Source organism: Gottfriedia solisilvae (assembly GCF_002128405.1).
GTDB lineage: Bacteria > Bacillota > Bacilli > Bacillales > Bacillaceae_G > Gottfriedia > Gottfriedia solisilvae.
In genome coordinates, this window is sequence record NZ_NETJ01000003.1 from 42,494 (window position 1) to 67,236 (window position 24,743).

General features: G+C 32.8%; 29 protein-coding genes. 19 read left to right on the forward strand and 10 right to left on the reverse strand.

Annotation, left to right across the window (positions count from 1 at the left end; all coding sequences use genetic code 11):
* The first annotated feature begins 74 nt into the window (after positions 1 to 74).
* Entirely contained in the window at positions 75 to 461 is a 387-nt protein-coding gene (locus CAB05_RS09520) for a FixH family protein (RefSeq protein ID WP_158093229.1), read from the forward strand.
* Positions 462 to 621: 160 nt separating this feature from the next.
* Entirely contained in the window at positions 622 to 1,200 is a 579-nt protein-coding gene (locus CAB05_RS09525) for a hypothetical protein (RefSeq protein ID WP_087999614.1), read from the forward strand.
* 55 nt (positions 1,201 to 1,255) lie between these two features.
* Here the strand turns inward: CAB05_RS09525 and CAB05_RS09530 are convergent, their stop codons facing one another.
* Positions 1,256 to 1,708 (reverse strand): MarR family winged helix-turn-helix transcriptional regulator, encoded by a 453-nt coding sequence (locus tag CAB05_RS09530; protein ID WP_087999615.1) that lies wholly within the window; start codon positions 1,706 to 1,708, stop codon positions 1,256 to 1,258.
* A gap of 119 nt (positions 1,709 to 1,827) precedes the next feature.
* On the opposite strand from CAB05_RS09530, the gene CAB05_RS09535 reads away from it, so the two are divergent.
* Positions 1,828 to 2,268: a GNAT family N-acetyltransferase gene (locus tag CAB05_RS09535; protein ID WP_087999616.1), complete on the forward strand. Its 441-nt coding sequence runs from the start codon at positions 1,828 to 1,830 to the stop codon at positions 2,266 to 2,268.
* An 18-nt stretch (positions 2,269 to 2,286) separates the two neighbouring features.
* Complete coding sequence (locus CAB05_RS09540) at positions 2,287 to 2,928, forward strand: YczE/YyaS/YitT family protein (protein ID WP_087999617.1); 642 nt, start codon at positions 2,287 to 2,289, stop codon at positions 2,926 to 2,928.
* Positions 2,929 to 3,036: 108 nt separating this feature from the next.
* On the opposite strand, the gene bioA is transcribed toward CAB05_RS09540, so the two are convergent.
* Complete coding sequence (gene bioA, locus CAB05_RS09545) at positions 3,037 to 4,398, reverse strand: adenosylmethionine--8-amino-7-oxononanoate transaminase (protein WP_087999618.1); 1,362 nt, start codon at positions 4,396 to 4,398, stop codon at positions 3,037 to 3,039.
* A gap of 121 nt (positions 4,399 to 4,519) precedes the next feature.
* Here bioA and CAB05_RS09550 point away from each other — a divergent pair, with 121 nt between their 5' ends.
* The 5 genes from CAB05_RS09550 (at position 4,520) to CAB05_RS09570 (ending at position 8,597) form a co-directional block, all read left to right on the forward strand.
* The gene (locus tag CAB05_RS09550; protein WP_087999619.1) at positions 4,520 to 5,092 is read left to right on the forward strand and encodes a biotin transporter BioY; all 573 of its coding nucleotides are present in this window, start codon (positions 4,520 to 4,522) and stop codon (positions 5,090 to 5,092) included.
* Position 5,093: 1 nt separating this feature from the next.
* Complete coding sequence (bioD, locus tag CAB05_RS09555) at positions 5,094 to 5,792, forward strand: dethiobiotin synthase (protein ID WP_158093230.1); 699 nt, start codon at positions 5,094 to 5,096, stop codon at positions 5,790 to 5,792.
* A 13-nt stretch (positions 5,793 to 5,805) separates the two neighbouring features.
* The gene (gene bioB / locus CAB05_RS09560) at positions 5,806 to 6,801 is read left to right on the forward strand and encodes a biotin synthase BioB (protein ID WP_087999621.1); all 996 of its coding nucleotides are present in this window, start codon (positions 5,806 to 5,808) and stop codon (positions 6,799 to 6,801) included.
* A 135-nt stretch (positions 6,802 to 6,936) separates the two neighbouring features.
* Positions 6,937 to 7,788 (forward strand): alpha/beta fold hydrolase, encoded by an 852-nt coding sequence (locus tag CAB05_RS09565; RefSeq protein WP_158093231.1) that lies wholly within the window; start codon positions 6,937 to 6,939, stop codon positions 7,786 to 7,788.
* Positions 7,789 to 7,892: 104 nt separating this feature from the next.
* Entirely contained in the window at positions 7,893 to 8,597 is a 705-nt protein-coding gene (locus CAB05_RS09570; protein ID WP_087999623.1) for a polysaccharide deacetylase family protein, read from the forward strand.
* Between the two features lie 68 nt (positions 8,598 to 8,665).
* Here the strand turns inward: CAB05_RS09570 and CAB05_RS09575 are convergent, their stop codons facing one another.
* Positions 8,666 to 10,042, reverse strand: coding sequence for a DUF4179 domain-containing protein (locus tag CAB05_RS09575; RefSeq protein ID WP_087999624.1), 1,377 nt, complete (start codon positions 10,040 to 10,042; stop codon positions 8,666 to 8,668).
* Positions 10,023 to 10,562 (reverse strand): sigma-70 family RNA polymerase sigma factor, encoded by a 540-nt coding sequence (locus CAB05_RS09580; protein ID WP_167374465.1) that lies wholly within the window; start codon positions 10,560 to 10,562, stop codon positions 10,023 to 10,025. The genes CAB05_RS09575 and CAB05_RS09580 overlap by 20 nt, the downstream gene beginning before the upstream one ends.
* A gap of 339 nt (positions 10,563 to 10,901) precedes the next feature.
* Between CAB05_RS09580 and CAB05_RS09585 the strand changes: the two genes are divergently transcribed.
* Complete coding sequence (locus CAB05_RS09585; protein ID WP_087999625.1) at positions 10,902 to 12,224, forward strand: ArsB/NhaD family transporter; 1,323 nt, start codon at positions 10,902 to 10,904, stop codon at positions 12,222 to 12,224.
* Positions 12,225 to 12,406: 182 nt separating this feature from the next.
* On the opposite strand, the gene CAB05_RS09590 is transcribed toward CAB05_RS09585, so the two are convergent.
* Entirely contained in the window at positions 12,407 to 12,658 is a 252-nt protein-coding gene (locus tag CAB05_RS09590) for a hypothetical protein (protein ID WP_087999626.1), read from the reverse strand.
* A 321-nt stretch (positions 12,659 to 12,979) separates the two neighbouring features.
* Between CAB05_RS09590 and CAB05_RS22680 the strand changes: the two genes are divergently transcribed.
* Positions 12,980 to 13,435, forward strand: coding sequence for a DUF4183 domain-containing protein (locus CAB05_RS22680; RefSeq protein WP_308464605.1), 456 nt, complete (start codon positions 12,980 to 12,982; stop codon positions 13,433 to 13,435).
* 86 nt (positions 13,436 to 13,521) lie between these two features.
* Here CAB05_RS22680 and CAB05_RS09600 read toward each other — a convergent pair whose 3' ends face one another.
* The 4 genes from CAB05_RS09600 to CAB05_RS09610 form a co-directional block, all read right to left on the reverse strand.
* A complete protein-coding gene (locus CAB05_RS09600) occupies positions 13,522 to 13,902 on the reverse strand; it encodes a DUF4183 domain-containing protein (RefSeq protein ID WP_087999628.1) in 381 nt (126 codons plus the stop codon).
* 204 nt (positions 13,903 to 14,106) lie between these two features.
* Positions 14,107 to 14,253, reverse strand: a complete 147-nt coding sequence (locus CAB05_RS22125; RefSeq protein WP_158093232.1) for a hypothetical protein — start codon at positions 14,251 to 14,253, stop codon at positions 14,107 to 14,109.
* A gap of 206 nt (positions 14,254 to 14,459) precedes the next feature.
* Positions 14,460 to 15,029, reverse strand: a complete 570-nt coding sequence (locus tag CAB05_RS09605; protein ID WP_087999629.1) for a bifunctional transcriptional activator/DNA repair enzyme AdaA — start codon at positions 15,027 to 15,029, stop codon at positions 14,460 to 14,462.
* 22 nt (positions 15,030 to 15,051) lie between these two features.
* On the reverse strand, positions 15,052 to 15,822 hold the full coding sequence (locus CAB05_RS09610) for an isocitrate lyase/PEP mutase family protein (protein WP_087999630.1): 771 nt from the start codon (positions 15,820 to 15,822) through the stop codon (positions 15,052 to 15,054).
* Positions 15,823 to 16,160: 338 nt separating this feature from the next.
* Here CAB05_RS09610 and CAB05_RS09615 point away from each other — a divergent pair, with 338 nt between their 5' ends.
* From CAB05_RS09615 to CAB05_RS09630, 4 genes are all read left to right on the forward strand, one after another.
* Positions 16,161 to 16,616 (forward strand): SRPBCC family protein, encoded by a 456-nt coding sequence (locus CAB05_RS09615; protein ID WP_087999631.1) that lies wholly within the window; start codon positions 16,161 to 16,163, stop codon positions 16,614 to 16,616.
* Positions 16,617 to 16,773: 157 nt separating this feature from the next.
* Positions 16,774 to 17,154, forward strand: coding sequence for a MerR family transcriptional regulator (locus CAB05_RS09620; RefSeq protein ID WP_087999632.1), 381 nt, complete (start codon positions 16,774 to 16,776; stop codon positions 17,152 to 17,154).
* A 2-nt stretch (positions 17,155 to 17,156) separates the two neighbouring features.
* Positions 17,157 to 18,818, forward strand: coding sequence for an acyl-CoA dehydrogenase family protein (locus tag CAB05_RS09625; protein WP_087999633.1), 1,662 nt, complete (start codon positions 17,157 to 17,159; stop codon positions 18,816 to 18,818).
* Positions 18,819 to 18,992: 174 nt separating this feature from the next.
* Complete coding sequence (locus CAB05_RS09630; RefSeq protein WP_235821418.1) at positions 18,993 to 20,165, forward strand: murein hydrolase activator EnvC family protein; 1,173 nt, start codon at positions 18,993 to 18,995, stop codon at positions 20,163 to 20,165.
* Positions 20,166 to 20,238: 73 nt separating this feature from the next.
* On the opposite strand, the gene CAB05_RS09635 is transcribed toward CAB05_RS09630, so the two are convergent.
* Positions 20,239 to 20,787 carry a hypothetical protein gene (locus tag CAB05_RS09635; RefSeq protein WP_142283076.1) on the reverse strand — a complete coding sequence of 183 codons (549 nt, stop codon included), beginning with the start codon at positions 20,785 to 20,787 and terminating at the stop codon, positions 20,239 to 20,241.
* A gap of 117 nt (positions 20,788 to 20,904) precedes the next feature.
* Here CAB05_RS09635 and CAB05_RS09640 point away from each other — a divergent pair, with 117 nt between their 5' ends.
* The 4 genes from CAB05_RS09640 (at position 20,905) to CAB05_RS09655 (ending at position 24,730) form a co-directional block, all read left to right on the forward strand.
* Positions 20,905 to 21,204: a metal-sensing transcriptional repressor gene (locus CAB05_RS09640; protein WP_087999636.1), complete on the forward strand. Its 300-nt coding sequence runs from the start codon at positions 20,905 to 20,907 to the stop codon at positions 21,202 to 21,204.
* Positions 21,205 to 21,219: 15 nt separating this feature from the next.
* Positions 21,220 to 23,610, forward strand: a complete 2,391-nt coding sequence (locus CAB05_RS09645) for a heavy metal translocating P-type ATPase (RefSeq protein WP_087999637.1) — start codon at positions 21,220 to 21,222, stop codon at positions 23,608 to 23,610.
* Between the two features lie 14 nt (positions 23,611 to 23,624).
* Positions 23,625 to 23,825, forward strand: a complete 201-nt coding sequence (locus tag CAB05_RS09650; protein ID WP_087999638.1) for a cation transporter — start codon at positions 23,625 to 23,627, stop codon at positions 23,823 to 23,825.
* Between the two features lie 95 nt (positions 23,826 to 23,920).
* Positions 23,921 to 24,730, forward strand: a complete 810-nt coding sequence (locus tag CAB05_RS09655; protein WP_087999639.1) for a DUF8832 domain-containing protein — start codon at positions 23,921 to 23,923, stop codon at positions 24,728 to 24,730.
* Positions 24,731 to 24,743 lie beyond the last annotated feature (13 nt).

Consider the following 24,743-nt stretch of genomic DNA (forward strand, 5'->3'; position numbering starts at 1 on the left):
GATTGCTAAGTTTTCGTAGTAACGAGTACTTAGCAATTTTTTGCTAATAGAAAATGAAAAACATGAGGTGCAAAATGAAGATAGGTAAAAAATATATAATATTTCCGTTATTACTTGTAACAATTTTGTGTGGATGTGGAAAATCAAAAGAACCAGTTTCAAATAAATTTTTAGATAGTATTAACATTGAACTTTCAGATGAGCCAACTTCAAAAAACTCCGAACATACTTATCAAGTATCTTTAACAAACTCTAAAAATGAGTTAGTGAATGTTGATTCTGTAGAAATTATACTGACAATGAAAAGTATGAATCATAAAGCTGAAGGAAAACTGAAAAAAACTTCCAAGGGAGTCTACAAAGGCAAAATTGAATTGCCAATGGATGGTTCATGGAGTAAAACAATTGTCTTAAATCAAGGGGAACATACTCGTAAAGTTAACGGTACACTTATAAAGTAATAGATTAAAAAACATCTTTTAAATAGATGTTTTTTTGTTATAGAAAGACATGGAATAACAGAGGAATACGTTAATAGTCAGAGAATTAATAAGGAATGAAATAAATAAATGAAAAATACAATGAAAGAGATCACTCGATTAATCCAGTGGGAGGAAGAGGATGAAGAAGCAAGTATTCATTCCATTATCGATTCTAATATTGATCGCTTTCTCTATCAAACTCATATTATCTGACTATGAATTTGGTAAGTACGATTCTTTTGAGGAGGCAATTGAAAAAGGGATTCCTTATAAAAACAAACATATTATTCACACAGTATTACACGATAAAGTAACTGTTGTTTTTTATACTACTGTCCCAATTCTAGAGGATTCTTTCCCTGCAAATTATGAAGTAATATCAGTTGCATTCTTTGAAGGAAGCGATCAACAAGGTTGGGAAAATATAGGTCACAATGGATGGACACATTATGAAAATCATAACATGACAGTTTATGATGAAAATCTATATGTATCGGATGATGAGGGGAACACACTCCATGATTTTTATGTGGTTTTCGGTGAAATTAACAATAACCTTATAGAAAAAGTAGAAACGAAAACAGAAGAAGAACAAGAGTTTAAACAAGCTAATATGATTACTGATCAAGGAAAATGTTATTATTATCAATTTGGAAAGAGTTTTATTGTTAGAGGTCTTTCAAAAGATGGAGAAGTAATTGATAGACAAGGTGGCTAAATGCCTGTGAATAAAAAACAGAAAAACCTAATTCATGGTTTTTCTGTTTTTTTCATTAATATTCTCTTTTGTTACCTTTTTTTACATGGTTCCAGTCGACTTCAACATTTTTTCTAATTTTTTGAAGGAGGTTAAAAACGGTCTCAATTTCGTCTGTAGAAAGGCCGGATAATGCAACTTGATTTGAATGGTCGCCTTCTCTTTTTAGAAATGGATAGATTTGTTCTCCTTTATCTGTTGGAAATAATCCTTTGTTCTTTTTATTAATACCATCATTTTTCTTTTCAATTAATCCTTGTTGTTCAAGTTTTTGAATGGCACGGGCTGCAGTTGTGCGATCAACTTTTATCATTTCGGCTAATTTTTCTTGAATGATTCCTGGATTTTCACATATTCTGACAAGATATAAATATTGTCCTTTCGTTAGTTCAAGTTCTTTAAATTCAATATTACTAATAGAATCTAATGCTCTAGCGATCATGCCAATTTCGCGAAGTATTTCCTTCATTTATAAAACTCCTTATTATTTTGTTGTATCTACAACAAAAATGAGATTATACTGTTTAGTAAAGATATATATATTATGACTCACATATTGAAATAAATCTAGAAAAGGAATGATGAAAGATGAATGCAGTAAAAATAACTGAAAATCATGATTTAAATGTAGCTTTTGAAATACGAAAAAGCGTTTTTGTAGAGGAACAAGGAGTGCCCTTAGTGGATGAATTTGACCAATTTGATTTACTAGATGGATTAGCAGAGCATATTTTAGCTTATTATGATGGCAAGCCAGTTGGCGCAGGAAGAATTAGATGGGTTGATGGTTTAGGTAAATTAGAAAGAATTTGTATTTTAGAGCCTTATCGAAAATTTGGCCTTGGAAAGGTAATCATCAAAGCTTTAGAAGCAATTGCGGTAGAAAAAGAGATTACCAAAGTGAAATTGCATGGTCAAACACATGCTGAGGGGTTTTATGAGAAGCTGGGATATCATACTTCATCAGACGTATTTATCGAAGATGGAATTCCTCATATTTTGATGACAAAAGAGCTAGTTGCAAAGTAAGTATTACGAAATGAGAAGGTGAATAAGACGAGATATTTATTATATGGGTTAGGAATCATCATTTTAACATTAGGAGTAGCTTTAACGATTTTATCAGATTTAGGTACATCTCCCTTTGATGCACTTTTAGTCGGATTATCTAAGACTGTAGGTTTTACGGTAGGAACTTGGGAAATCATAATTGCACTGATTTTGATCTTTTGTAATTCAATTTTAAAACGAAATAGACCAGAATATTTGGGTTTAGCTACAGCACTTATTACGGGATTAAGTATAGATTTATGGCTATTTTTACTGGAGCATGTCATTTTGCCTGAGATTTTTATTAGTAAACTGATCTGCTTTGGAATAGGTTTAATTGTCACTGGAATCGGTAGTGCAATATATCTTCTTACAAACTTTGCACCGATTCCAGTAGATGAATCAATGTTAATTATTCGAGAAAGACTAAAAGTGAATTATATGATTTCTAAAACGATCCTTTATGTTCTCTTTTTGTTATTAGCATTCATTTTTAAAGGACCAATTGGTATAGGTACTGTTTTAACAGTTTGTTTAGGCGGTCCAATTTTAAATATTTGTATGCCTACTATGAAGAGACGTGTAAACAAATTACTAATGAAAAAATCTAATCATGTGGAAAATAGTCATTCTATTTAGTTTGGATCTTTACCAAAGCAAGAATAAAGACAGAAAAACCCCCTCTTTTATTAGAGGGGGATCTGTTATATAAGCGGGGTTTTTTAGAATAAAAGTAGAATTAGTAATTCATTGTTTTTCAGTACAATCAGAAATTGCTTTATATAATATATTTAGCATTTCCTCTAATTCAGATTTTGTTGATGCTAAAGGTGGCATAAAGACGATTACGTTTCCAAGCGGTCGAGTTAATAAACCTAATTCTTTTGCTCTTTTTGTAACTCGAACACCAACTCGATCATTCCAATGAAACGGCTCCTTCGTCTCTTTACAGAGGACAAGCTCGATTCCAATCATGACTCCGCTTTGACGAATGTCCCCAACATGCTGTAAGTCATAAAATGTTCTTAATGACTCTTCAATAAAGGAACTTATTTCTTCCACATGGTTTATTAATTGCTTTTTTTCAAATAAGTCTAGGTTTGCTAATGCAACAGCACATCCAAGTGGATTGCCTGTATAACTATGACCGTGGAAAAAAGTTTTTTGTTCTTCATATGTTCCTAGAAATGCCTCATAAATAGTATTCGTCGTTAAAGTTGCGGAAACAGGGAGATATCCTCCTGTTAATCCTTTTCCACACGTAAGAATATCAGGTGTAATTCCTTCTTGTTCACAAGCAAACATTTTTCCCGTTCGGCCAAAACCAGTTGCTACTTCATCAGCGATTAATAATACCTCATATTTTTTACATAACGCATCCAATCCTTTTAAATATCCAGGTGGCATCACAATGATTCCACTTGCACCTTGAACAATTGGCTCAATGATCAATGCAGCGATTGAATCCGCTTTTTCAATAAATAGGTTTTCAACTTCATTTAAATAAGCTTTTGTTACATCCTTTCGTGTTCCTTCATACTTTGAACGATAAAGATGTGGATAGGAGAGTTTAATACTTGGAAATAGTAAATCACTATAGGCTTGATGAAATAAATCAATTGCTCCTACTGAAACGGCTCCAATTGTATCTCCATGATAAGCTTCCTTCATAGTGACAAATGTATTTTTTTCATTTTTTCCGATATTTCTCCAATATTGATATGCCATTTTAATAGCAATCTCAACAGCTGTTGCACCCGAATCTGAATAAAATACTTTCTCTAAACCATCAGGCGCAATATTGACTAATCTTTCTGCTAAAAGAATGGCCGGAATATTTGCCATCCCTAATAATGTTGAATGCGCAACCTTGTTTAATTGTTCATTAATTGCTTCGTTTAATTCTTTAATATTATGTCCGTGAACATTTAACCAGATTGATGATACGCCATCGTAATATTCATTACCCAATACATCAAATAATTTTCTATCTTTCCCATGTGATATGATGAGCGGTTCCTCGTTTATGTAATCTTGCATTTGAGTAAATGGATGCCATACATATTGTTTATTTTTCAATGATAGTTCTTGATAAAGCTCATTCTCCATAAGTTAACCTCCTAATGATATATGTTAACCTAAATAATTAATTTGGTTGACATATATTTTATTTGCATGGTAATTTAATTTTATTAGTTTGTCAATTTGAAAGATTAATAGGGAGGATGTTATGCAGAACAAAACTTTATCATTAACAGTCATATCTTTATTTGCATCATTAACATCAATTGGAGCATTTATAAAAATTCCTTTACCAGTCATTCCTTTCACTCTTCAAGTATTATTTGTATTTTTAGCTGGGTGTCTATTGGGGAGTAAACGAGGACTCATTAGCCAGTCACTATATGTTGGAATGGGGTTAATCGGAATACCAGTTTTTGCTTCTGGGGGAGGTCCAGAATATATTTTAAAACCAACTTTTGGCTATTTAATTGGATTCATTGCTGCTGCATATGTGATTGGATTTATCATTGAAAAAATGAAAAAGCCAGATCTCAAACACTTTATGTTTGCTAATTTAGTCGGTTTACTGATTGTTTATAGCTTTGGAGTTCTATATGTTTATATTTCATTAAACACATGGCTGGACAGTCCGACTTCATTTAAAGCAGTTATGATGCTGGGATTTGTTTATAGTGTTGGACAAGATATTTGCTTAGCCTTCATTGGCAGTATTTTAGCGAAACGATTATATGGACATTTTTCTAAAGTCAGAAGTAGTGAAAAGAAGTTGGCTGCGTAATATGGGAAAAGGATATTTTATTACAGGAACAGATACGAATATTGGAAAAACATTCGTTACTTCACATTTGGTTGCAGCCATGCAGCAGATAAGAGTTGATGCGATTCCTTATAAACCGATTCAAAGTGGAGTAGTGAAAAAGAATAATAGATTAGTAGGGGAAGATGTTGCATTTTATAAGGAATATTTAGACCTTAAAGAGGATTTTTCTTATTACAATACATATACACTTGAAACACCTGTATCTCCACATTTGGCTAGTAAGCTAGAAAACGTAACGATGAATGAAGAGGTTATACTTGAACGTTATAAAGAATTAGAAGAACAACATGAAGTCATATTTGTGGAAGGTGCTGGTGGAGTAGCAGTTCCTTTAAAAGAAGACTTTGACACAATTGATTTGATGAAAGAATTAAAACTACCTGTCATCATTGTTACAACGTTAAAGCTAGGTACATTAAATCATACATTACTAACAACTGAATACTTAAAATATCATCAAATTGAGATCAAAGGATTAATCATAAACAAAGTACCATCCAGATTAAATGTAATGGAAAAAGATAATGTATCGATGATGAAAAAAATGACGGGTCTGGATGTAATTGGTTTAATACCCGAATATAAACAGCCAGAGGATTTTACGAAAATCAGTAATCTTCAGTTTCAAAATATGATCATGACTGAAAAATTGGTATAAAGTGAGGGATTTGATGAATTGGACTAAATTGGCGCAGGAAGTAATTTTGGGTAAAGAAATCACTGATGAAGAAGCAATGCAAATCATAACATGTGACGACGATGAGATTCTTCTTCTATTACAAGGTGCTTTTACAATACGAAAACATTATTATGGAAAAAAAGTAAAACTGAACATGATTATTAATGCAAAAAGTGGTTATTGTCCAGAGGATTGTGGCTATTGTTCACAGTCGTCTATTTCTAGCGCTCCGATTGAAAAATATCCTTTTTTATCGAAAGAAGAAATTCTAGAAGGAGCAAAGCGTGCGTTTGAGTTAAAAGCTGGAACTTATTGTATTGTAGCGAGTGGTAGAGGACCAACTAATCGTGATGTTCATACAGTTACTGAGGCTGTAAAAGAAATAAAAGAGATGTACGGATTAAAAGTGTGTGCTTGTTTAGGGATCATTAAAGACGAACAAGCAAGTGATTTAAAAGAAGCTGGTGTAGATCGATATAATCATAATTTAAATACTTCCAAGGAGCACCATGATTACATAACTTCCACTCATACATATCAGGATCGTATTGATACTGTTGAAAAAATTAAGAAGTCTGGTATTTCACCTTGTTCTGGTGCAATCATTGGTATGAAGGAATCGAAAGAGGATGTTATATCCTTAGCGAGATCTTTGCGTGAATTAGATGCAGATTCAATTCCAGTTAACTTCTTACATGCGATCAAAGGAACAAAGCTTGAAGGTGTGAATGAATTAAATCCGCGCTATTGTTTAAAAGTGTTAGCACTTTTTAGATATATGAACCCAACGAAAGAAATAAGGATTTCAGGCGGTCGAGAAGTAAATCTTCGTAGTTTACAACCACTTGGATTGTACGCTGCAAATAGTATTTTCATAGGTGATTATTTAACGACAGAAGGTCAGGAAACAAATAGTGACCATAAAATGTTGGAGGACCTAGGGTTTGAAATAGAATTAGTACAAAAGCAAGAAGAGCTTTGTCTTTAAATTGAATAGAAGATCCATAGTAAAGCTGCTAATTTATATGCAGCTTTTTTCATTTCTCAAGATTGGAAGACAGGGATATTTTGAAATAAAAAGAATATGTTCATAACAGTACAAGTTGAAGAAAGGGGGAAGTTTATGTCATATCAATCTAGATTTAAAACGATTAATGGAATGGAAGTTCATTTCACTGAATGGGGGGACCCACAAAAGCCCACTGTTGTATGTTGGCATGGCTTAACTAGAAATGGGCGTGACTTTGATATCATAGCGAGCAAATTAGCCAAAAACTATTATGTCATTTGCCCGGATACGATTGGAAGAGGATTGAGCGAGTGGAGTACAAATCCTGAGAATGAGTATTGCTTTGAGCACTATAGTAATCTTGCTATCGCATTACTAGATCACCTTGAAATTGAACAAGTACGTTGGGTTGGAACTTCAATGGGAGGTGCAATTGGTATACAAATTGCGGGAACCACGACTCATCAAAACCGAATTAGCCACCTAGTATTAAATGATATTGGTGCAGGTGCATCTGAAAATAGTCCTAAGGATATTGAAGGCATAAAACGAATTATTCGCTATGTTGGGGCACCTCCAGTTTTCAATACGTTTAGTGAATTGATGAATTATTATAAAATGATTTATGCCTCATTTGGTCTATATAATGAAGATGAATGGAATCACTTTACTAAACATTCATGTAGAAGAAGAGACACGGGAGGGTTTAGTCCAGACTATGATCCAAACATTGCTTTACAATTTCAGCATGAAGAAGACTTAAACCTTTGGGGGTATTGGGAAAAAGTTCAGTCTAAAACATTACTGATTAGAGGAGAAATATCTGACGTTTTACCATTAGATGTTGCGTTAAAAATGGAGCAAAGACAAAATTGCCAATTAGTTACGATTCCAAAACTAGGTCACGCACCGGCATTAAACACTAATGAACAGATTTCTATTGTAGATAATTTTTTACAATTATAAACGTAAGCGGACAACTTAGTTAGGATTTTCTATTTAAGTTCGTCATCATTATATCTATGATACAATGATTAGTAATTAAACACTTTAAAGGTAAGGTATATTTTATGAAGAAAAAATTAAGTAAAATCTTAATAGGAATACTATTTATCTTTCTAATTTTATTTGGGTTGTACAAATTAATGAATTCAAGATCGTTTCAATTATTTGGTGGACTAACTGACTCAGTGGAAACAAATCAAAAGGTGGTCGCTTTAACATTCGATGATGGTCCAACTAAAAATGTTGATAAAATTCTGCCACTGTTAGATCAGTACAATGTAAAAGCTACTTTTTTCTTAATTGGTAATGAAATTGAAAAAAATCCTGAGGAAGCTAAAAAAATAGTGAGTGCTGGTCATCAAGTAGGTAACCATACATATTCACATAACCGAATGGTATTAAAATCACCATCCTTTATAAAAGAAGAAATTGAGAAGACAGATAAATTGATTAGAGAAGCTGCTGGATATAAAGGTGAAATAGATTTTAGACCGCCAAATGGCAAAAAAATGATTGGATTGCCATATTATTTAAACAAAGTACAAAAAGAGACGATCACTTGGAATATTGAGCCTGATACTTACTATAGTTCTGCTGCTGACAAAGTAGAGTATGTTAAAAAGAATATAAAACCAGGTTCGATCATTTTACTTCATCCAATGTATGATAAAACCGGAAATGAATTGAAAACAATTGAAGAAATCTTACAGTCATTAACTAAAGAAGGATATCAATTTGTGACTGTAGATGAACTTCAGAAAATGCAATAAATAAAAGTTATTCATGCCTATAATGTAAAAACCATCTAATGAAAATTAGGTGGTTTTTTAATAAACTACTATTCGTTTTTCAAACTTACTTTTATAGGATCCAGTTTTACAGGAGGTGAATTCAAACCTAGTATGCCAAATGGAACCATTATTGAATAATCATTTTCATTAAATCCTTTTACGTGTTCGATCGGAAAGGTAGATTGATAATGTAACGATTCTTCATCAACAACACTAGCTTTTTTAGCATAAAGTATGGAATCTGCTTTTAAATTTTGATAAAGAGCTTGGCCAGTGAGTCCATTTGTATCTTTAGTTTTGACTAGTTTAATCTGATCCGCAAAGTTTTGTAAGATGTCTTTTCTTATATCTGATGTATTGATATTTTTAAGTGTGTAATCGACAATAAAATGCTGATTCTTTTTCTGTACATTATCAATGTTCATGCTATAACCAAATCGCTTACTTACTATATTTTGAGGTAGCACATTTATTGATTTGATAGTATCATCTTCATTTTTAGAGAACTCAGGATAAATCATTAAATAATTAGCTTTTTTATCTATTTCACTTTTAAATGTAGCGCGCTGTTGATCTACTTGTTCTAGATTAAGTTTTTCACCATGATCATCATAAACTCTTATTGTTAATGTATCACTTTCATCAATTACTTTCGTTTGATAGTTAATGATCGTTGTTGCTTTTCCTTTGATGATGGACTGCATTTTTAAAGAATAAGTACCATCTTGTGATGAGCTTTTAGCATTCGAAGTAATTTCTTCTGCAAGTATTTGTTGGACAGGTACTTGAAAACTCCAATTCCCTTTTTTTCCTCCAATATATGTAAAAGTTAACGGTAAATTAATTTTTGTTGGTAAGGTTTTAAGTGGATATTCTAATGTCACTGCCCCAATGTATTCTTCACCTTTTTTCATCAGCGGCTCCCTTGTACCAGACCACTGTTTTTGTTCAACGCCATCAAATTGTTGGAGTGAATAACCTGCTTCTGATCCAGCACTATTAGTCAGATTCTCCGATATTCCTTTTCCATCAGCTTTAAAAGTAATACCAATATTATTTCCATCATAATACGCACTGGTCACCGTTACATCAATACCATGATCACTTGCCTTTTCGTTAAGTTTTCCAACCAGACCATTGGATTCTAGTTTTTTCCCTATGTCAGAATGGAAATTTTCATAGATAGAACCTATGATTGGAACGCTTGCTAAAACGGCTGTGACTGGTTGAAAAACAAAGCCTGACACAAATAAAAGTGAAGCAGCAATTGTTGCGATATATGCCATTTTCTTCGGTTGGAATTTTTTCTTTGTTTTTTTTATCTCATCTTTTCCTAAAGCAATTCCTCTATGTATTGCAGCAAATACTTCTTCTTTTGGTACTTCTATATCAGCTAATTGTTCATTAAACCATTCTTTGTTCATAGTTCTTCGCTCCTTCTATCACTTTTTTTAATTCAATTTTGGCACGCCTAAGGTATGTTTTTATGGTGCCTTCAGGCTTCTCCATCGCTTCAGCTATACTCTTAATGGATAGATCATGATAATAAAAGAGAATAATAGCCGTTTGATAGGAATTGTCCAAAGTGGAGAGGGCATATGGTAAGTCAATATCCATTTCTACATTTTGATGATTTGTTTCCAAAATTTTATGAATAAGTGCATCACCAGACAAGACAGTTTTATTTTTCTTATTTAATAATTGATAAGAAGCATGAATTAAAATTCTAATTAGCCAAGTACTAAAATATTCAGGATTATTTAATTGATTAATAGAAACAAATGCTTTATATACAGTTTCTTGAATAACATCCAATGCATCTTCTTTATTCCGGACATACAAAATTGCTGTTTTATATAACTTATCGCTTTCTGCTTTTATAATTGTCTCGAAAGCTTCTTCATCTCCGTTAATCGCGTCCAGTATAAGGTTAATATCAATCACTCTTTAACCCCCTTTCATATATTAGAGTATTTATAGAAGGAAAAAGTTTCATAAAGTTAAAAAAATTATTAAAAAAGGCAGTAAGTACCATTTCTCACAAGCAAAATAGAGAGCAACATAGTTCTAAAAGACTGAAGAGAGCTCCAACTCTAAGATTTATGCTAAAATATAGTTGCTTGGTCAAATACTTAAAATAGAACTTAGCTTTATAAGAGTTCTATAGTCTATCAAGCTAATATTTTGAGGCTCATATTTATTGTGTAAAAAATAAACAATGGAATATGAAGAGAATTCGTTTCATCAAGGGAACTTATTTAAAATACTATGGAGGAAATTTAGATGGAGCATTTAGAACACGCTTATAATTGGAGATATTATGCCGCAATCATCGTATTTTTAATTGCTTACGCATTTATTATTAGTGAAAAGATTAATCGAGCACTCATTGCACTATTGGGTGCGGGAATTATGGTGGCAATAGGTGTAGTTGATTTACATTCTGCACTAACAACACATATTGAATGGGAAACAATTACACTATTAATTGGGATGATGATCATCGTATACATAACAAGTACATCAGGATTTTTTGAATTTATTGCGATTAAAGCAGCAAAAATTTCAAAAGGACAACCTATCCGAATTTTGGTGACATTGTCATTATTAACGGCAATCGCTTCAGCTTTTTTAGATAATGTAACGACTATATTATTAATCGTTCCGATAACATTATCAATCACTAAAATTTTAAAAGTGGATCCGATTCCTTTTTTAATGCTAGAGGTTATTTATTCAAATATCGGAGGAACAGCAACTTTAATTGGAGATCCGCCGAATATTATGATCGGATCTGCTAATAAGCATTTAACATTTAATGAATTTTTATTTAATTTAACACCTGTTATTGCAATCATTGTAGCTGTCATAACAGTTATTATTTATTTTATTTATCGAAAACGATTAGTAACAACACCAACTGCAATTCAGAAGCTAATGTCAATTAATGAAGCAGATTATATAAAAAATCGTTTACTAATGTATAAATCACTTACTGTTCTTGGTTTTACTCTATTAGGATTTGTTTTACATTCGGTTCTACATTTAGACGCAGCACTTGTTGCAATGTTTGGGGCGACCATATTAATGGTAATCGGTGTAAAAGAACATGATTTAGAAAAAGTATTTGCGAGTGTAGAGTGGGTAACAATCTTTTTCTTTGCTGGTCTTTTTGTTTTAGTAGGTGGATTAATTGATATCGGGTTAATTGGATCGCTAGCAATAAAAGTTTTGGAATTAACGAATGGTGATATGAATGTAGCTGCCCCGTTAATTTTATGGGTTTCAGGAATAGCATCTGCTACGATTGATAATATTCCTTTTGTTGCGACAATGATTCCGTTAATTCAGGATTTAGCTGTTGGAATGGGTTTTTCACCTGATTCATCTCAGGTTGAAGTATTATGGTGGTCACTTGCTTTAGGGGCTTGTCTTGGTGGGAATGGTACTTTAATTGGTGCTTCTGCGAATGTAGTTGCAGCGGGGATAGCTACACGAGAAGGATATAAGTTTGGATATTGGGATTTTTTGAAAATCGGTTTACCAATTACAATCTTATCACTAGTGATTTCACATATTTATATATTCCTTCGATATTTGGTGTAATAGAAAGATGATGAGCTTTAGCTTGTCATCTTTTTTAGTTTGTTTGGTAAGAGTGTTGAATTCCACTTCAGGTGCTCGCTTTCCATGGCGTTGTTTTTTAGAAATATACTATATAAAAAAAATGTGGGGAACTAGACCCCACAACTTAAGCAAATAAATCTCTTATTGAACAAGTTTTATACTTAGAAAAATTCAAACTGAAGCTGTTCTTTTTCGTTGTCTTTTTTCTTTTTTTGAGCTTTCGGCTTTTCGCTCGTAGTGTTAATCGGCTCTACATGTATACCTATTTTGATTTCCTTTATTTCTAAAGAATGCTCTTCCTTACAGTTAGTACAAGTATAAACTGTATTAGGAATACGTGACTTAGCAAGTTCGTAACGTTCTTCTTTGGTCATCCCTGCTTCTTTTGAACATTTACCGCATAATTTCTCCATTTATATCACCTTCTATCATTATTATACATAACCTTTTTTAGTTTTGGTTAATGTTTTTCGCATACGCCTTTTTAATGACAGAAGAGGTTTTTTAGGGATCAATTGATTCCAAGACTTCTTTTTTATTACAACAAGCATTCAAACAGAAAAGTTAGGACTTTACACTGCATTTACTTCAAATAAAGAAGTAGTACTTTTTTTATATAGAAATTAGGATTTATCCTTTTCAAACATCATATATTTAGACAAACGATGAATTCAAAGTATTGATGAAGGGAGTGACAGAATATTATTAAAGATGATTTATCTAATTTAGATTTTGTGATAAATGCAGGGGATATCCCATCAATTCAAGCTGGAACACTTTCTAAACGTCCAGTGAATCCGGAATGTGGGAGTCTATTTTTAGATACTAGAAATAGAGTTTTTTATCGATTTAATGGCATTCGCTGGGAATTATTAATCACAACTGTAAATCTTGGAACATACGGATATTCGGCTCCTCCAATTCCACTACAAACATCAAATTTATTATTTTTTACATACTCGGATGGTGTAAGATCAGTATACACAAACAAAGATGGCTTAGTTGAATATGGAATTACAGACATCATGTCACCGAATGAGGTTTCATATATTAATTTATTTATTAATGGGGTTTTGCAACCTACTGTAAACTATAAAGTTGAAAAAGGTAAGCTAACATTACTGACAGAAGATATACCAATGAAGGGAGTTGTGATCATTCTTCAATTTATTTCAATTTATCAATTATAATGTGCAAAGATAAAAAAAAGTTCCTTTGAGGGAACTTTCCGTTTGTATTCAGTATAAAAAACAAGAGATTCAGTCTGAAAGTTTCATTATGTTGAAACTGTAATATCTGAAGTAGGTGCAAAGCTAACGATTTCTAATACGATCGGAGTGCCAGTCAAAATGCTTCCCCCAACTGGAACTGCAATCTCAAGAGATCCAACACCTGTTGCTCCTGGAGTGTATGTTGAGATGCCATTCATTTGTAAAACACCGTTAATAAACACATTGAAGTAACTATTATTTGTAGGAAGTGTAGGAAGGGAAGTAACAGCTGCGCCAGTATCATCTAAGAAACTTGCAGCGTCTATATCTAAAGTAGCACCACCTGCTGTAGTTGAAGTAGTGATATAAAAGTATCTGGAAGAAGTCGGGTCAGTTTCAATTGTAGCAGTAGCATCAACAAGAATTTTCATTAATTGAAGTGCCATAGAATGTCTCCTTTCTTTGTAAGAATTTTACTCTGAATTATAATATTATGAACAATTCATATATTATGATTGGGGGACAAACTATATAGTAAAATCTTTTTTAAAAGACAAAACATTTGTACAAATTGACAGTATGGAATGGATTTATTGAGAAAGAAGAAATCTTACTTTTCTTTTAGGACCGTCGTCAAAGACGGTCATTTTTTATTGTTTTTTTACTTCATTGAGTGCCTCTGTATTTGATTTACTAGGAGCAAAATAACCTTCAGAATTTACCGCAGCAGGTTCTGGTTGACCATTATTTTGCTTTTTCTTTTTTACATGAGCATGTGGATTTTGATTGTGACCCATTTTTATCACCTCCACGAGTAGTATGTGCGATATTACGTATATATTTTCGAACAATTTCTTAACAATAAGTGGAAGGGATAAACTGAATAATTGTTGGTGCTATATTAGAAACTAAAAAGACAATTAAAATTGAAAGAAGAATCCCAAAAATTCTTGTTCGAATTTAAAAAGAATCCTTAACCCTAAAAAGGAGCTACTATAGTTCTCTAATTTCGATGTACTAATACAAAATTTCTATACTCGTTAGGTGAACAGTTTTTAATTTGTCTAAAGATTTTATAGAAGTTTGATGGGCTTTGAAAACCTACTAAATAGCAAATTTCTAGATTCGATTGGTCAGTGTTTTTTAAAAGATAAGCTGCTTTATCTATTCTAATTTTTTCTAAATACGTGCGAGGAGTTTCTGTTGTTTCTTGTTTGAAAAGCCTTTCGAGATAGAAAGGGCTAATACCCACATGATCTGCAATATCTTGTAATATAATCTTTTTTTGATAATGGTTTACTAAGAAGGTAATTACATTTCTAATTAGGATGACTTGGGGTGAGTGATCGATTTCTGGCTGACATCTTTTACATGCTCGAAAACCTGCTTTTTCAACTTCGTTTAAGTCATAAAAAAACTCTACATTTATTTTTTTAGGTTTCCTTGATCTACATGAAGGTCGACAATATATTTTCGTTGTTTTTACTGCAGTAAAAAATAAGCCATCATACTTGCGATCACATGCAATAATTTTCTCCCACATTTCTTCAAACGAAAGATTTATATTAGCCATCTATCAATTCACCCTTTCATTTTTAAGCCTCATATAAAATCGATGTATCTTTACCTTCAATTAATTGTTCGACAGTCTTTTCCAAATATGAGATTATCTTATCTGACAATCCGTTACCGAAACTAAAACGTTTCACACCAAGTTCTTTAAGCTTATTACAATTTGTTAATCCTGGTAAAGATAATATGTTAAGTGGTGCATCTACATGTAAGATGATTTCTTTTATTTCATGTTCATTTTTTAAACCAGGTACAAAAATTCCACTTGTGCCACTTTCGACATATGCCTTTGCACGATTCAGCGTTTCAATCAGTGGATGTTCAAGTTGGAAATAAGTATCTATTCTTGCGTTAATATAAAAGTCTTTAAAACCATTATTATCTAAAGCAGTTCTAATCTCTGATATGAGTTTACTATGTTGTGATATGCTCTTTAGCCCTTTATGACTTTTAAATGAATCTTCAATATTAATCCCAGCAACACCAACATTAGCAGTTCTTAAAACATTGTATACAATTGTTTTTATATCTTCACTATAGCCTGCTTCAATATCTGCTGAAACAGGAATGTTTACATTCTCTGCAATAGATTGGATGATTCGTAAATGGCGATCAAAATCAATTAATTCTCCGTCTGCAAGTCCGATTGAATTAGCAATACCCCAACTAGTTGTGCCAATAGCCTTAAATCCAACTTTTTCAAGTGTTAATGCTGACAGTAAATCCCATGCATTGCCTAAAAATAATAAATCATCTGATGTATTGAGCTCATTAAAAATTTGTATTTTATTCATGTTAATTCCTCCTAAAATAAGTTATTTCCTATTTTAGCAATGAAGTATAGCTAAATTCGTCCTCATTCTTGCTCTTATAGTCAAAAATCAGCGGAATTTTTGCTAATAATTTTCAAAATGCAATTCATTTAGTGCAAAAACAACTTAGTGACCTTCAAGAAATTTTCCACGTAGTTAATCGATTAGATAATGCTGTAAATGGATTACAAGCAGTTATAGAGAAATTAACAAAGGGACAATAACTTATAATATAGAATAGTAAAAAGGAAAACCAAATCATGGTTTTCCTTTTATAATACTCAAATAAAAAGTATAGATAAGTAAAAGGAGTTAATAGGATGCCTTTCATAGAACATCAACAATTCATTAAAGCACCAATCGATGTATGTTTTGACCTTGCAAGGAATGTTACTATTCATACGTTGACAGCTACAAAAACAAAGGAAAGAGTTGTTGGTGGAGTAATGGAAGGTCAACTAGAGCTTGGTGACATTGTGATCTGGGAAGCCTTTCACTTTGGTATTAAGCAAAGATTGACTGCTCAAGTCACAATAATGGAAAGACCCTATAAATTTCAGGATGTAATGGTAAAGGGTGCTTTCCACTCGTTCATTCATACTCATGAGTTCAAAGAAGTTAAAGGGGGTACTTTAATGTTTGACCTCTTTGAATATAAATCTCCTCTCGGCTACCTTGGTGTATTAGCTGATCTATTATTTTTAAAGAAATATATGAAATCGTTTATTGCCACTCGAGCAAATGAACTGAAAAAAATTGCTGAGATAAAGGTTTGAATAAATCAATTTACAGTTCTGTTGTAGGATGACCATTCAGATTGTTATGAAGAGAAACGGATGATATTTGTATGATTTTGTCGAAGTGTTTCATCTTGAAAGTTACGTTTACGTAAACTTTATAATAAAAGTATTAACTAGAAAGGGGAGGGGATTTTTGGCGTTTTATACAATACGTGAATTAACAAAAGAGTTTGAAATGACTCCTAGAACGCTGAGATATTATGAAGAAATTGGCTTACTCCAACCTACTTATTCCGAAAGTGGAAGAAGAAAATACAGTCAAAAAGACCGAACACGCCTCTATTTAATTCAAAGAGGAAAACATTTGGGCTTCAATTTACAGGAAATAAAAGAAATGATTAATTTATTCACGATTGATCGTACTGGAGAAAAGCAGTTGAAAAAAACAATTGAATATGGCAACCAGAAAATTGAAGAACTAGAACAAAAAATAAATGAGCTAACATTATTAAAAAAAGAGATAGTGAAAATAAAAAGTAAGCTTGAACGAACATTATCTGAGATAGAGGTGTAGAAATGAACTTTTATGAAGAAGATCTTCATTTACATGAGCTATTAAAAAAACATTTAGATAAAGAGTTTTTTAACTGGGCAAATAATGAATTGATTGAATTCGGGAGACTATGTGCAAATGAATTTGATAAACGAGCAATTCACACAGACCGCGAAGGGCAGCCTCGTTTGATTAAATATGATGCATACGGAAATGATATTTCTCATGTATGGGTAAATGAAGGTTATAAACAAACGGTTAAAGATACTTATTATAAAGGAATTGTAGGTTATCTTCACAAACCGATACCTGAATTAGGGATAAAAGGAAATTATATTTACTCATATGCACAAGGTTACTTATTATCGCAAACTGAAGTAGGGTTCTATTGTCCTGTGACATTATCAATGGCTGCAGCATTTTTAGTAGAACGATATGCAGATGAAGCCTTGAAGGAAAAATACTTACCACATTTACTATCAACTGGCGAGACAGAATTATTCGAGGGAGCAACTTTTTTAACCGAGCGACAAGGTGGTTCTGATGTAGGTGCAAACGTTGTAAAGGCGATAAAGGAAGATGAACATTATCGAATTTACGGAGAAAAATATTTTGCTAGTAATGCAGGGCAATGTGGAGTAACAACGATCCTTGCGAGAATTGAAGGTGCACCTTCTGGGAGTAAAGGTTTAAGTTTATTTTTAGTACCTTGGAAAAACGAGGATGGTAAAAATAATGGATTAACCATTCGTCGTTTAAAAGATAAATTAGGTGTGAGAGCGGTACCTTCTGGTGAGGTAGAATTTGATGGGGCAAAAGCCTTTTTAATTGGAGATGCCAGTAGGGGCTTTTATTATATGATGGAAGCATTAAATTTATCTAGAATCTGCAATGCTGTAGCATCCGTTGGCATCATGAGAAGAGCTTATACTGAAGCAAAACAATATGCAGAAAATCGACCTGCGTTTGGACAGCTGTTAACAAATTATCCAATGATTCAAGAAACCTTATCGAAGCTTGCAACGATCCAAGAAGTACAAACAAGTGCAGTTTTTGATTTAATTGCTTTATACGATCGTGTCATTGGTAAAGAAAATGGAACAAATGAAGAACAAGCCTTAGTTCGATTGCTAATTGCAATTTTAAAAATGCGTACAGCTGAAGAAGCAATTCATTTTTCTCATGAAGCAATTGAAATGCACGGAGGAAATGGATACATTGAAGACTTTGTTACACCACGTTTATTAAGAGATGCTCAAGTATTGACCGTTTGGGAAGGCTCTGCCAATATTTTAGGCTTAGAGGTTCTTCGATTACTTAAGAAAAATGTTTTTCCAACCTTTATATCATTTATTGAATCAAAATTAGTAGACACATCGGAATCTTTAGCAGATGAAAAAGAGTTAGTAATTCAGAAACTAAATGACTTAAAAGAAGTAGTAAATTATGCTTTAACAATAGATCTGAATACGCAAACTTTTTATGCCAAAAAAATTGCGAACAAAATGGCTGATTTACTAGAATCAGCGATCGCAATTGGGGATGCAAATAGAAATACTCGTAAAGTGTATATTGCAAAGGTGATTGTTCAAGAACGTTATCAAAGAGATAAATTGATCATAGAGCCATTTACTTTAAAATATTATAATGAAATCGTAAATAGCAAAATGACTATTAAGAAATAAGTATTTGAAAGAATACGAAAACAGAAAACCCAACATAGCGGTCTCCTGTTTTTTTCGTTGCATAGAAAAGGACTTGTAAAAGAGTTGTAATATGAATGTTGTCTAATTGGCATGACAACGTTACATTCCTAAGTTAACATGTATAAGTATATGTCAAGACTTAGGGAGAAGAAGATGAAACGAATTGTGAATAATTTTGCACTAGTAGCAATTGCAAGTAGTTTGTCATTTGCTTTACTGCCTAATGGTGCATTTGCTTCAAGTAATAAAAGTACAGAGATTAATAGAATTCAAGATAAAAGGATAAAAGTTCAAGAACAAACTCAAAAAGTGAAAAATGAGATTGAACAATTAAGGAATAAACAAGAAGTTTTAGTAAACTCTTTAGATTCTATCAATACTTCCATTGAACATGCCAAAGAAGTGATGAGAGAAAAAGAAATAGAATTAGTAAAAGGTAAAAAAGAAATTGCGATTATGCAAGATGAAATCATGAATCTTCAAAATCGTTTAGATCAACGTCAAGTCATTATAGACGATCGGTTGAGAACACTTCAAAAATCGGGTGGAAATAAGAAGTACTTAGATATCTTATTTGGTGCATCTAATATTGGAGAGTTATTTCAAGGTATCAATACAATAGCGAAATTTATGGATTCAGATCAACATATTTTAGTTGACCAACAAAATGATTTGAAAAAAGTTGAACAAAAAGAAAAAGATTTATATATTTCGCAAACTAAACTAGAGAACGATAAAGAAATGCTTCAAAATCTAAATCGTACACTTATGAATCAAGAAATTCAAATGAAGGCTATACTAGAAAAGCTGAAATCTGAGATACATGAAAAAGAACATGATGTACTAAGTTTAGAAGAACAAGAAGAGCTTTTAGCAGAACAAGAAAAAGCAATAAAATCTGCTTCGAAAAATTCTCATTCAAGTGGTGAATTTATGCGACCTGCAGATGGGTATGTATCTTCTGGTTTCGGATACCGTTCATTTGATAACGAAGAACACTCAGGAGTCGATATTGTCAAAAAAGGCAATGTGCCAATCGTCTCAGTAGCAGATGGAGTGGTGATACGTGCATACAAATCATCTAGTTATGGAAATGTTGTATTTATTACACATAATATTGATGGAAAAGTATTTACTTCTGTATATGCCCACATGAGTAGTTTTAAAGTGTCATCTGGTCAAAGTATTTCTAAAGGCCAAGCAATTGGAACAATGGGGAACACAGGTAAATCATTTGGTCAGCATCTACACTTTGAATTACATGAAGGACAATGGAATCAGGCGAAATCAAATGCAGTTGATCCAGCAAAATACATTCATTTTTAAAGCAATCAATTCATTTAATATTTAAATAAATTTTTTTATGAAAAAGGCATCCAATATGGATGCCTTTTTACACTTATTGAGAGTGTTGATTATGAATATCACTTGAAATGAAATTACTTTCATCATGTGAAAAGGAATAGTAAACAGTAAAAATAATCAACAGGCTAGAAATAAAAATAGCTGGAAAGAATGAGGATAAAAGCTTTGGGAATTGATCGCTTAAGAACATGATTGAACAAAAAATAGAAGTACATGTGACAAGTAATAAACAAATTAACAATAGTGTTTTTGCTTCTGTTATTGAAAGCATTGAGACCATCATACTCCCCATCATACCCGACATCATCCCTGTAAATATTCCTTCTAACAATGCAAGAAAGTTAAGTCGCAGTCCAATAAATAAACCAATTGAAGCAGAAAGCCCCATTGAAAGTAAAAGTGAATAGAAAAATTGTTGAGGCATCGTGAGAGTAATCAATACGCCAATGGATAACCCAGTTGTCATACTAATTATCATCGTAAACATCATTTGATTCATTCGATCATCCTTAGTTGGACGATTATAAATAGATAGAAAGGATATGAGAACTGATACGCATATGCAGATCCAACCCGTCAACATACATAATACCCCCTAATTAGTCGCTTTGTATCATCATATGGACAACTAAAAATAAATAGAATAAAAAAATTGACACCTATACCCCCTATGAGTATATAATATGAGTGAGGTGATAAAATGGAAAATTGTCATGACGATTCTATGGTGCCTAGAAGTGAAGAGGAAATTGAAAATTTAATGAAACGTCTTCGCAGAATCGAAGGTCAAGTACGTGGTATTCAAAAAATGGTCGAGGAAGACCGTTATTGTATAGATATATTAACTCAAATAATGGCGATCGAAGCTGCAATGAAAAAAGTAAGCTTTTCATTAATTGAGAGACATGCTAATCATTGTATGGTAAAAGCAGTGAAAGAAAACAATGGAGAAGCATCCGTAACTGAATTAATGGAGGTTATTAAACGCTACGTAAAATAAAGGGGTCTGATATATATGAGTGAAACAAGGCAGTTAACACTCGGTATTGAAGGAATGACCTGTGCTGCATGTGCAACCAGAATCGAAAAAAGTTTAAACCGAATGGATGGCGTTGAAGCAAACGTAAATCTTGCTTTAGAAAGAGCCACTATTATGTACGATCAGAAGTATCAAACTACGGATATAATAGATAAAATTCATAACATCGGCTACGAGGTTGCTCTTGAACATGCAACACTTGATATTGAAGGTATGACATGTGCTGCATGTTCTGCACGAATTGAAAAGGTAATCGGAAAAATGGAAGGTATTACAAAAATTAACGTAAACTTAGCGATGAATACTGCAACCATTGACTATTTACCCGAAGTTCGTTCACTTCAATCAATTATAGATAAAATCCATCACATTGGTTATAGTGCCACTGTAAAAAATGAGGATGTAAATAAAGGAAATCATGCAACGAAAAAAAAGTTATTACAATTAATGTTTTCAATTATTCTATCACTACCATTGTTGTACTCAATGGTTACACATTTACCAATTTCAACTAATATTTGGATGCCACATTTATTAATGAATCCTTGGTTTCAATTGATACTTGCAACTCCAGTTCAGTTTATCATTGGTTGGCATTTCTACGAAGGAGCATTTCGGGCTTTACGGAATAGAAGTGCGAATATGGATGTGCTTGTTGTACTTGGTACTTCTGCTGCTTATTTTTATAGTTTAGTGGAAACACTGAAGACAGTATCAGATTCTTCGTATATGCCTCATCTTTATTTCGAAACAAGTGCGGTACTGATTACACTAGTTTTGCTTGGTAAATATTTTGAGCATATTGCGAAGGGTAGAACAACTGAGGCAATTTCGAAGTTATTGGAGTTACAAGCCAAGGAAGCCACTATTTTAAAAGATGGAGAAGAAGTAAAAGTATCATTTGAAGATGTCAAAGTTGGAGATCATCTTCTTGTGAAACCAGGAGAAAAGATACCCGTAGATGGTATGATTCTTTCTGGAATGTCTACGGTAGATGAATCTATGATTACCGGGGAATCCCTGCCGGTTGATAAAAAGAAAGGCGATAAAGTAGTTGGGGCAACTGTAAATGGAAATGGTTTCTTGACGATAGAAGCTGAGAAGGTTGGGAAAGATACTGCATTAGCAAATATCGTGAGAATCGTTGAAGAAGCTCAAGGTTCAAAAGCGCCAATTCAACGACTAGCAGACCAAATTTCAAATATATTTGTTCCAATTGTCATAATCATTGCGACCATAACCTTTCTGATTTGGTTTTTCATGATTGATCCTCAAAATTTACCGAAAGCGATCGAAGCTGCAATTGCAGTTTTAGTGATAGCTTGCCCTTGTGCACTTGGGTTAGCAACACCTACTTCTATTATGGTAGGAAGTGGAAAAGGTGCGGAACACGGTATTTTATATAAAGGTGGAGAATATTTAGAAACCACTCAAAAAATAGGTGCAATTATTCTTGATAAAACTGGTACGGTTACAAAAGGGAAACCAGAAGTAACGGATGTGATCAGTCTTCATCAACGAGATGATTTGCTGAGTCTGGTTGCGAGTGTGGAAAAAATGTCAGAGCATCCATTGGCTCAAGCAATCGTTGATTATGCTAAGCAACAAGATTTGAAATTAAAAGAAGTTAAAGAATTCGTTGCAATTCCAGGGTATGGTGTAGAAGCAATGGTAGAAGATTCTTCAATTGCTATTGGTACACGTAAATTAATGCAGGAAAAGAATATAATTACATCTTCCATTGAAGAACAGCTAATTCAATTCGAAGCCTCGGGTAAAACTAGCATGATTGTTGCAATTAACGGAGAACTTGAAGGAATTGTTGCAGTTGCAGATACAATTAAGGATTCTTCAAATGTGGCCATTCAGTCATTAAAGAGTTTAAACATTGAAGTGTATATGGTAACAGGTGATAACGCTCGAACTGCAAATGCAATTGCAGATGCTGTTGGAATCGAGAACGTTTACGCAGAAGTGTTACCAGAAAAGAAAGCAGAAATAGTTGAGACACTTCAAAAACAAGGTAAAGTCGTAGCAATGGTTGGAGATGGAATTAATGATGCTCCTGCACTTGCGAAAGCTGATATAGGAATGGCAATTGGAACTGGTGCAGATGTTGCCATTGAAACAGCGGATGTCACACTTGTTGGTGGAGATTTATCTCATATTCCTAAGGCAATTTCACTAAGTAAGAAAACAATGCATAATATACGACAAAACTTATTCTGGGCTCTATTTTATAATAGCTTGGGTATACCAATTGCAGCTATGGGATTACTTGAACCATGGGTAGCAGGTGCTGCAATGGCATTTAGCTCAGTATCAGTTGTCATAAATTCACTTCGATTAAAAAGGGTAAAAATTTAAGGAGGAAATATCAAATGGAAACAATTTTAAAAGTAAATGGAATGACTTGTGGACACTGTAAGGCTGCGGTTACTAAGGCTGTAGAAAGTGTATCAGATACAAACAATATAATTGTTAGTTTAGAAAATAAAGAAGTATCATTCAAACATCTAGATACAGAAACAGTAGAAAAAGTGAAAGAAGCAATTGAAGATCAAGGATACGATATCTTATAAAAAAACAAAGGCGGACTAAGGTTCGCTTTTTGTTTGGCTGTAATATATAAGAGAATGATGTTGATAGAGAATATACTTATGGGGAGACTATTTCAATGAAAAAATTAATGTTAATACTTAGTACAATCACATTGATCGGTTTAAGCGGATGCGGAAACAATGGACATCATACGGAATCGAATCATCATGGAATGAATCATGAAAAGAAAGAAAAAGAAAAGCAGACTAAAGTAAGTTTTACATTCAATCAAAATCCAAAAAGTGGAGAGAATTCAGAACTAGTTATTAAAGTTAAAGATTCAGAAGGTAAAACAATCAAGGACTTTGAAGTTGAACATGAAAAGTTAATGCATTTAATCGTTGTAAGTAATGATTTATCTTATTTTGACCATATCCACCCAGAGTATAAAGGAGATGGATTATTTACTATTACACCAAACTTTCCATCAGGTGGAAAATATACATTATATGCAGATTTTGTGCCTAAAGACTCTGCTAAAACAGTAAAAACAAAAACGATTCAAGTATTAGGTAGTGAACGAAGTCCGGTGGTTCTAAAGGAAGACCAGCACCAAACAAAAGTAGTTGCTGGCAAAGAAATCTCATTTAAAACAGATGAGTTAACGACAAATAAAGATATCACTTTATCCTTTACTATTAAGGATGAAAAATCAAAAAAACCGATTAGAAATTTACAACCTTACTTAGGTGCAATTGGACATGTGGTCGCTATTAGTGAAGATACAAAAAACTACTTACATGTTCATCCAATGAATGAAGATTCAACAGGTCCAGAAGCAAAATTTATGACAAGTTTCCCAAAAAGCGGCATGTATAAAATCTGGGGACAATTTCAACAAAACGGACAAAAATTCACAGTCGATTTTACTGTAAAAGTAAAATAATTTTTTTAGAAGA

Bases quoted from the DNA above. Each gene is read 5' to 3' on its own strand.
- CAB05_RS09530 (WP_087999615.1), bottom strand. From the start codon at position 1,708: ATGAAGGAAATACTTCGCGAAATTGGCATGATCGCTAGAGCATTAGAT.
- CAB05_RS09550 (WP_087999619.1), top strand. From the start codon at position 4,520: ATGCAGAACAAAACTTTATCATTAACAGTCATATCTTTATTTGCATCA.
- CAB05_RS09610 (WP_087999630.1), bottom strand. From the start codon at position 15,822: ATGAATAAAATACAAATTTTTAATGAGCTCAATACATCAGATGATTTA.
- bioD (WP_158093230.1), top strand. From the start codon at position 5,094: ATGGGAAAAGGATATTTTATTACAGGAACAGATACGAATATTGGAAAA.
- bioB (WP_087999621.1), top strand. From the start codon at position 5,806: ATGAATTGGACTAAATTGGCGCAGGAAGTAATTTTGGGTAAAGAAATC.
- CAB05_RS22125 (WP_158093232.1), bottom strand. From the start codon at position 14,253: ATGGGTCACAATCAAAATCCACATGCTCATGTAAAAAAGAAAAAGCAA.
- CAB05_RS09635 (WP_142283076.1), bottom strand. From the start codon at position 20,787: ATGTTGACGGGTTGGATCTGCATATGCGTATCAGTTCTCATATCCTTT.
- CAB05_RS09640 (WP_087999636.1), top strand. From the start codon at position 20,905: ATGGAAAATTGTCATGACGATTCTATGGTGCCTAGAAGTGAAGAGGAA.
- CAB05_RS09565 (WP_158093231.1), top strand. From the start codon at position 6,937: ATGTCATATCAATCTAGATTTAAAACGATTAATGGAATGGAAGTTCAT.
- CAB05_RS09655 (WP_087999639.1), top strand. From the start codon at position 23,921: ATGAAAAAATTAATGTTAATACTTAGTACAATCACATTGATCGGTTTA.
- CAB05_RS09525 (WP_087999614.1), top strand. From the start codon at position 622: ATGAAGAAGCAAGTATTCATTCCATTATCGATTCTAATATTGATCGCT.
- CAB05_RS09600 (WP_087999628.1), bottom strand. From the start codon at position 13,902: ATGGCACTTCAATTAATGAAAATTCTTGTTGATGCTACTGCTACAATT.
- CAB05_RS09590 (WP_087999626.1), bottom strand. From the start codon at position 12,658: ATGGAGAAATTATGCGGTAAATGTTCAAAAGAAGCAGGGATGACCAAA.
- CAB05_RS09650 (WP_087999638.1), top strand. From the start codon at position 23,625: ATGGAAACAATTTTAAAAGTAAATGGAATGACTTGTGGACACTGTAAG.
- CAB05_RS09615 (WP_087999631.1), top strand. From the start codon at position 16,161: ATGCCTTTCATAGAACATCAACAATTCATTAAAGCACCAATCGATGTA.
- CAB05_RS09535 (WP_087999616.1), top strand. From the start codon at position 1,828: ATGAATGCAGTAAAAATAACTGAAAATCATGATTTAAATGTAGCTTTT.
- CAB05_RS09585 (WP_087999625.1), top strand. From the start codon at position 10,902: ATGGAGCATTTAGAACACGCTTATAATTGGAGATATTATGCCGCAATC.
- CAB05_RS09520 (WP_158093229.1), top strand. From the start codon at position 75: ATGAAGATAGGTAAAAAATATATAATATTTCCGTTATTACTTGTAACA.
- bioA (WP_087999618.1), bottom strand. From the start codon at position 4,398: ATGGAGAATGAGCTTTATCAAGAACTATCATTGAAAAATAAACAATAT.
- CAB05_RS09630 (WP_235821418.1), top strand. From the start codon at position 18,993: ATGAAACGAATTGTGAATAATTTTGCACTAGTAGCAATTGCAAGTAGT.
- CAB05_RS09575 (WP_087999624.1), bottom strand. From the start codon at position 10,042: ATGAACAAAGAATGGTTTAATGAACAATTAGCTGATATAGAAGTACCA.
- CAB05_RS09570 (WP_087999623.1), top strand. From the start codon at position 7,893: ATGAAGAAAAAATTAAGTAAAATCTTAATAGGAATACTATTTATCTTT.
- CAB05_RS09625 (WP_087999633.1), top strand. From the start codon at position 17,157: ATGAACTTTTATGAAGAAGATCTTCATTTACATGAGCTATTAAAAAAA.
- CAB05_RS09605 (WP_087999629.1), bottom strand. From the start codon at position 15,029: ATGGCTAATATAAATCTTTCGTTTGAAGAAATGTGGGAGAAAATTATT.
- CAB05_RS09645 (WP_087999637.1), top strand. From the start codon at position 21,220: ATGAGTGAAACAAGGCAGTTAACACTCGGTATTGAAGGAATGACCTGT.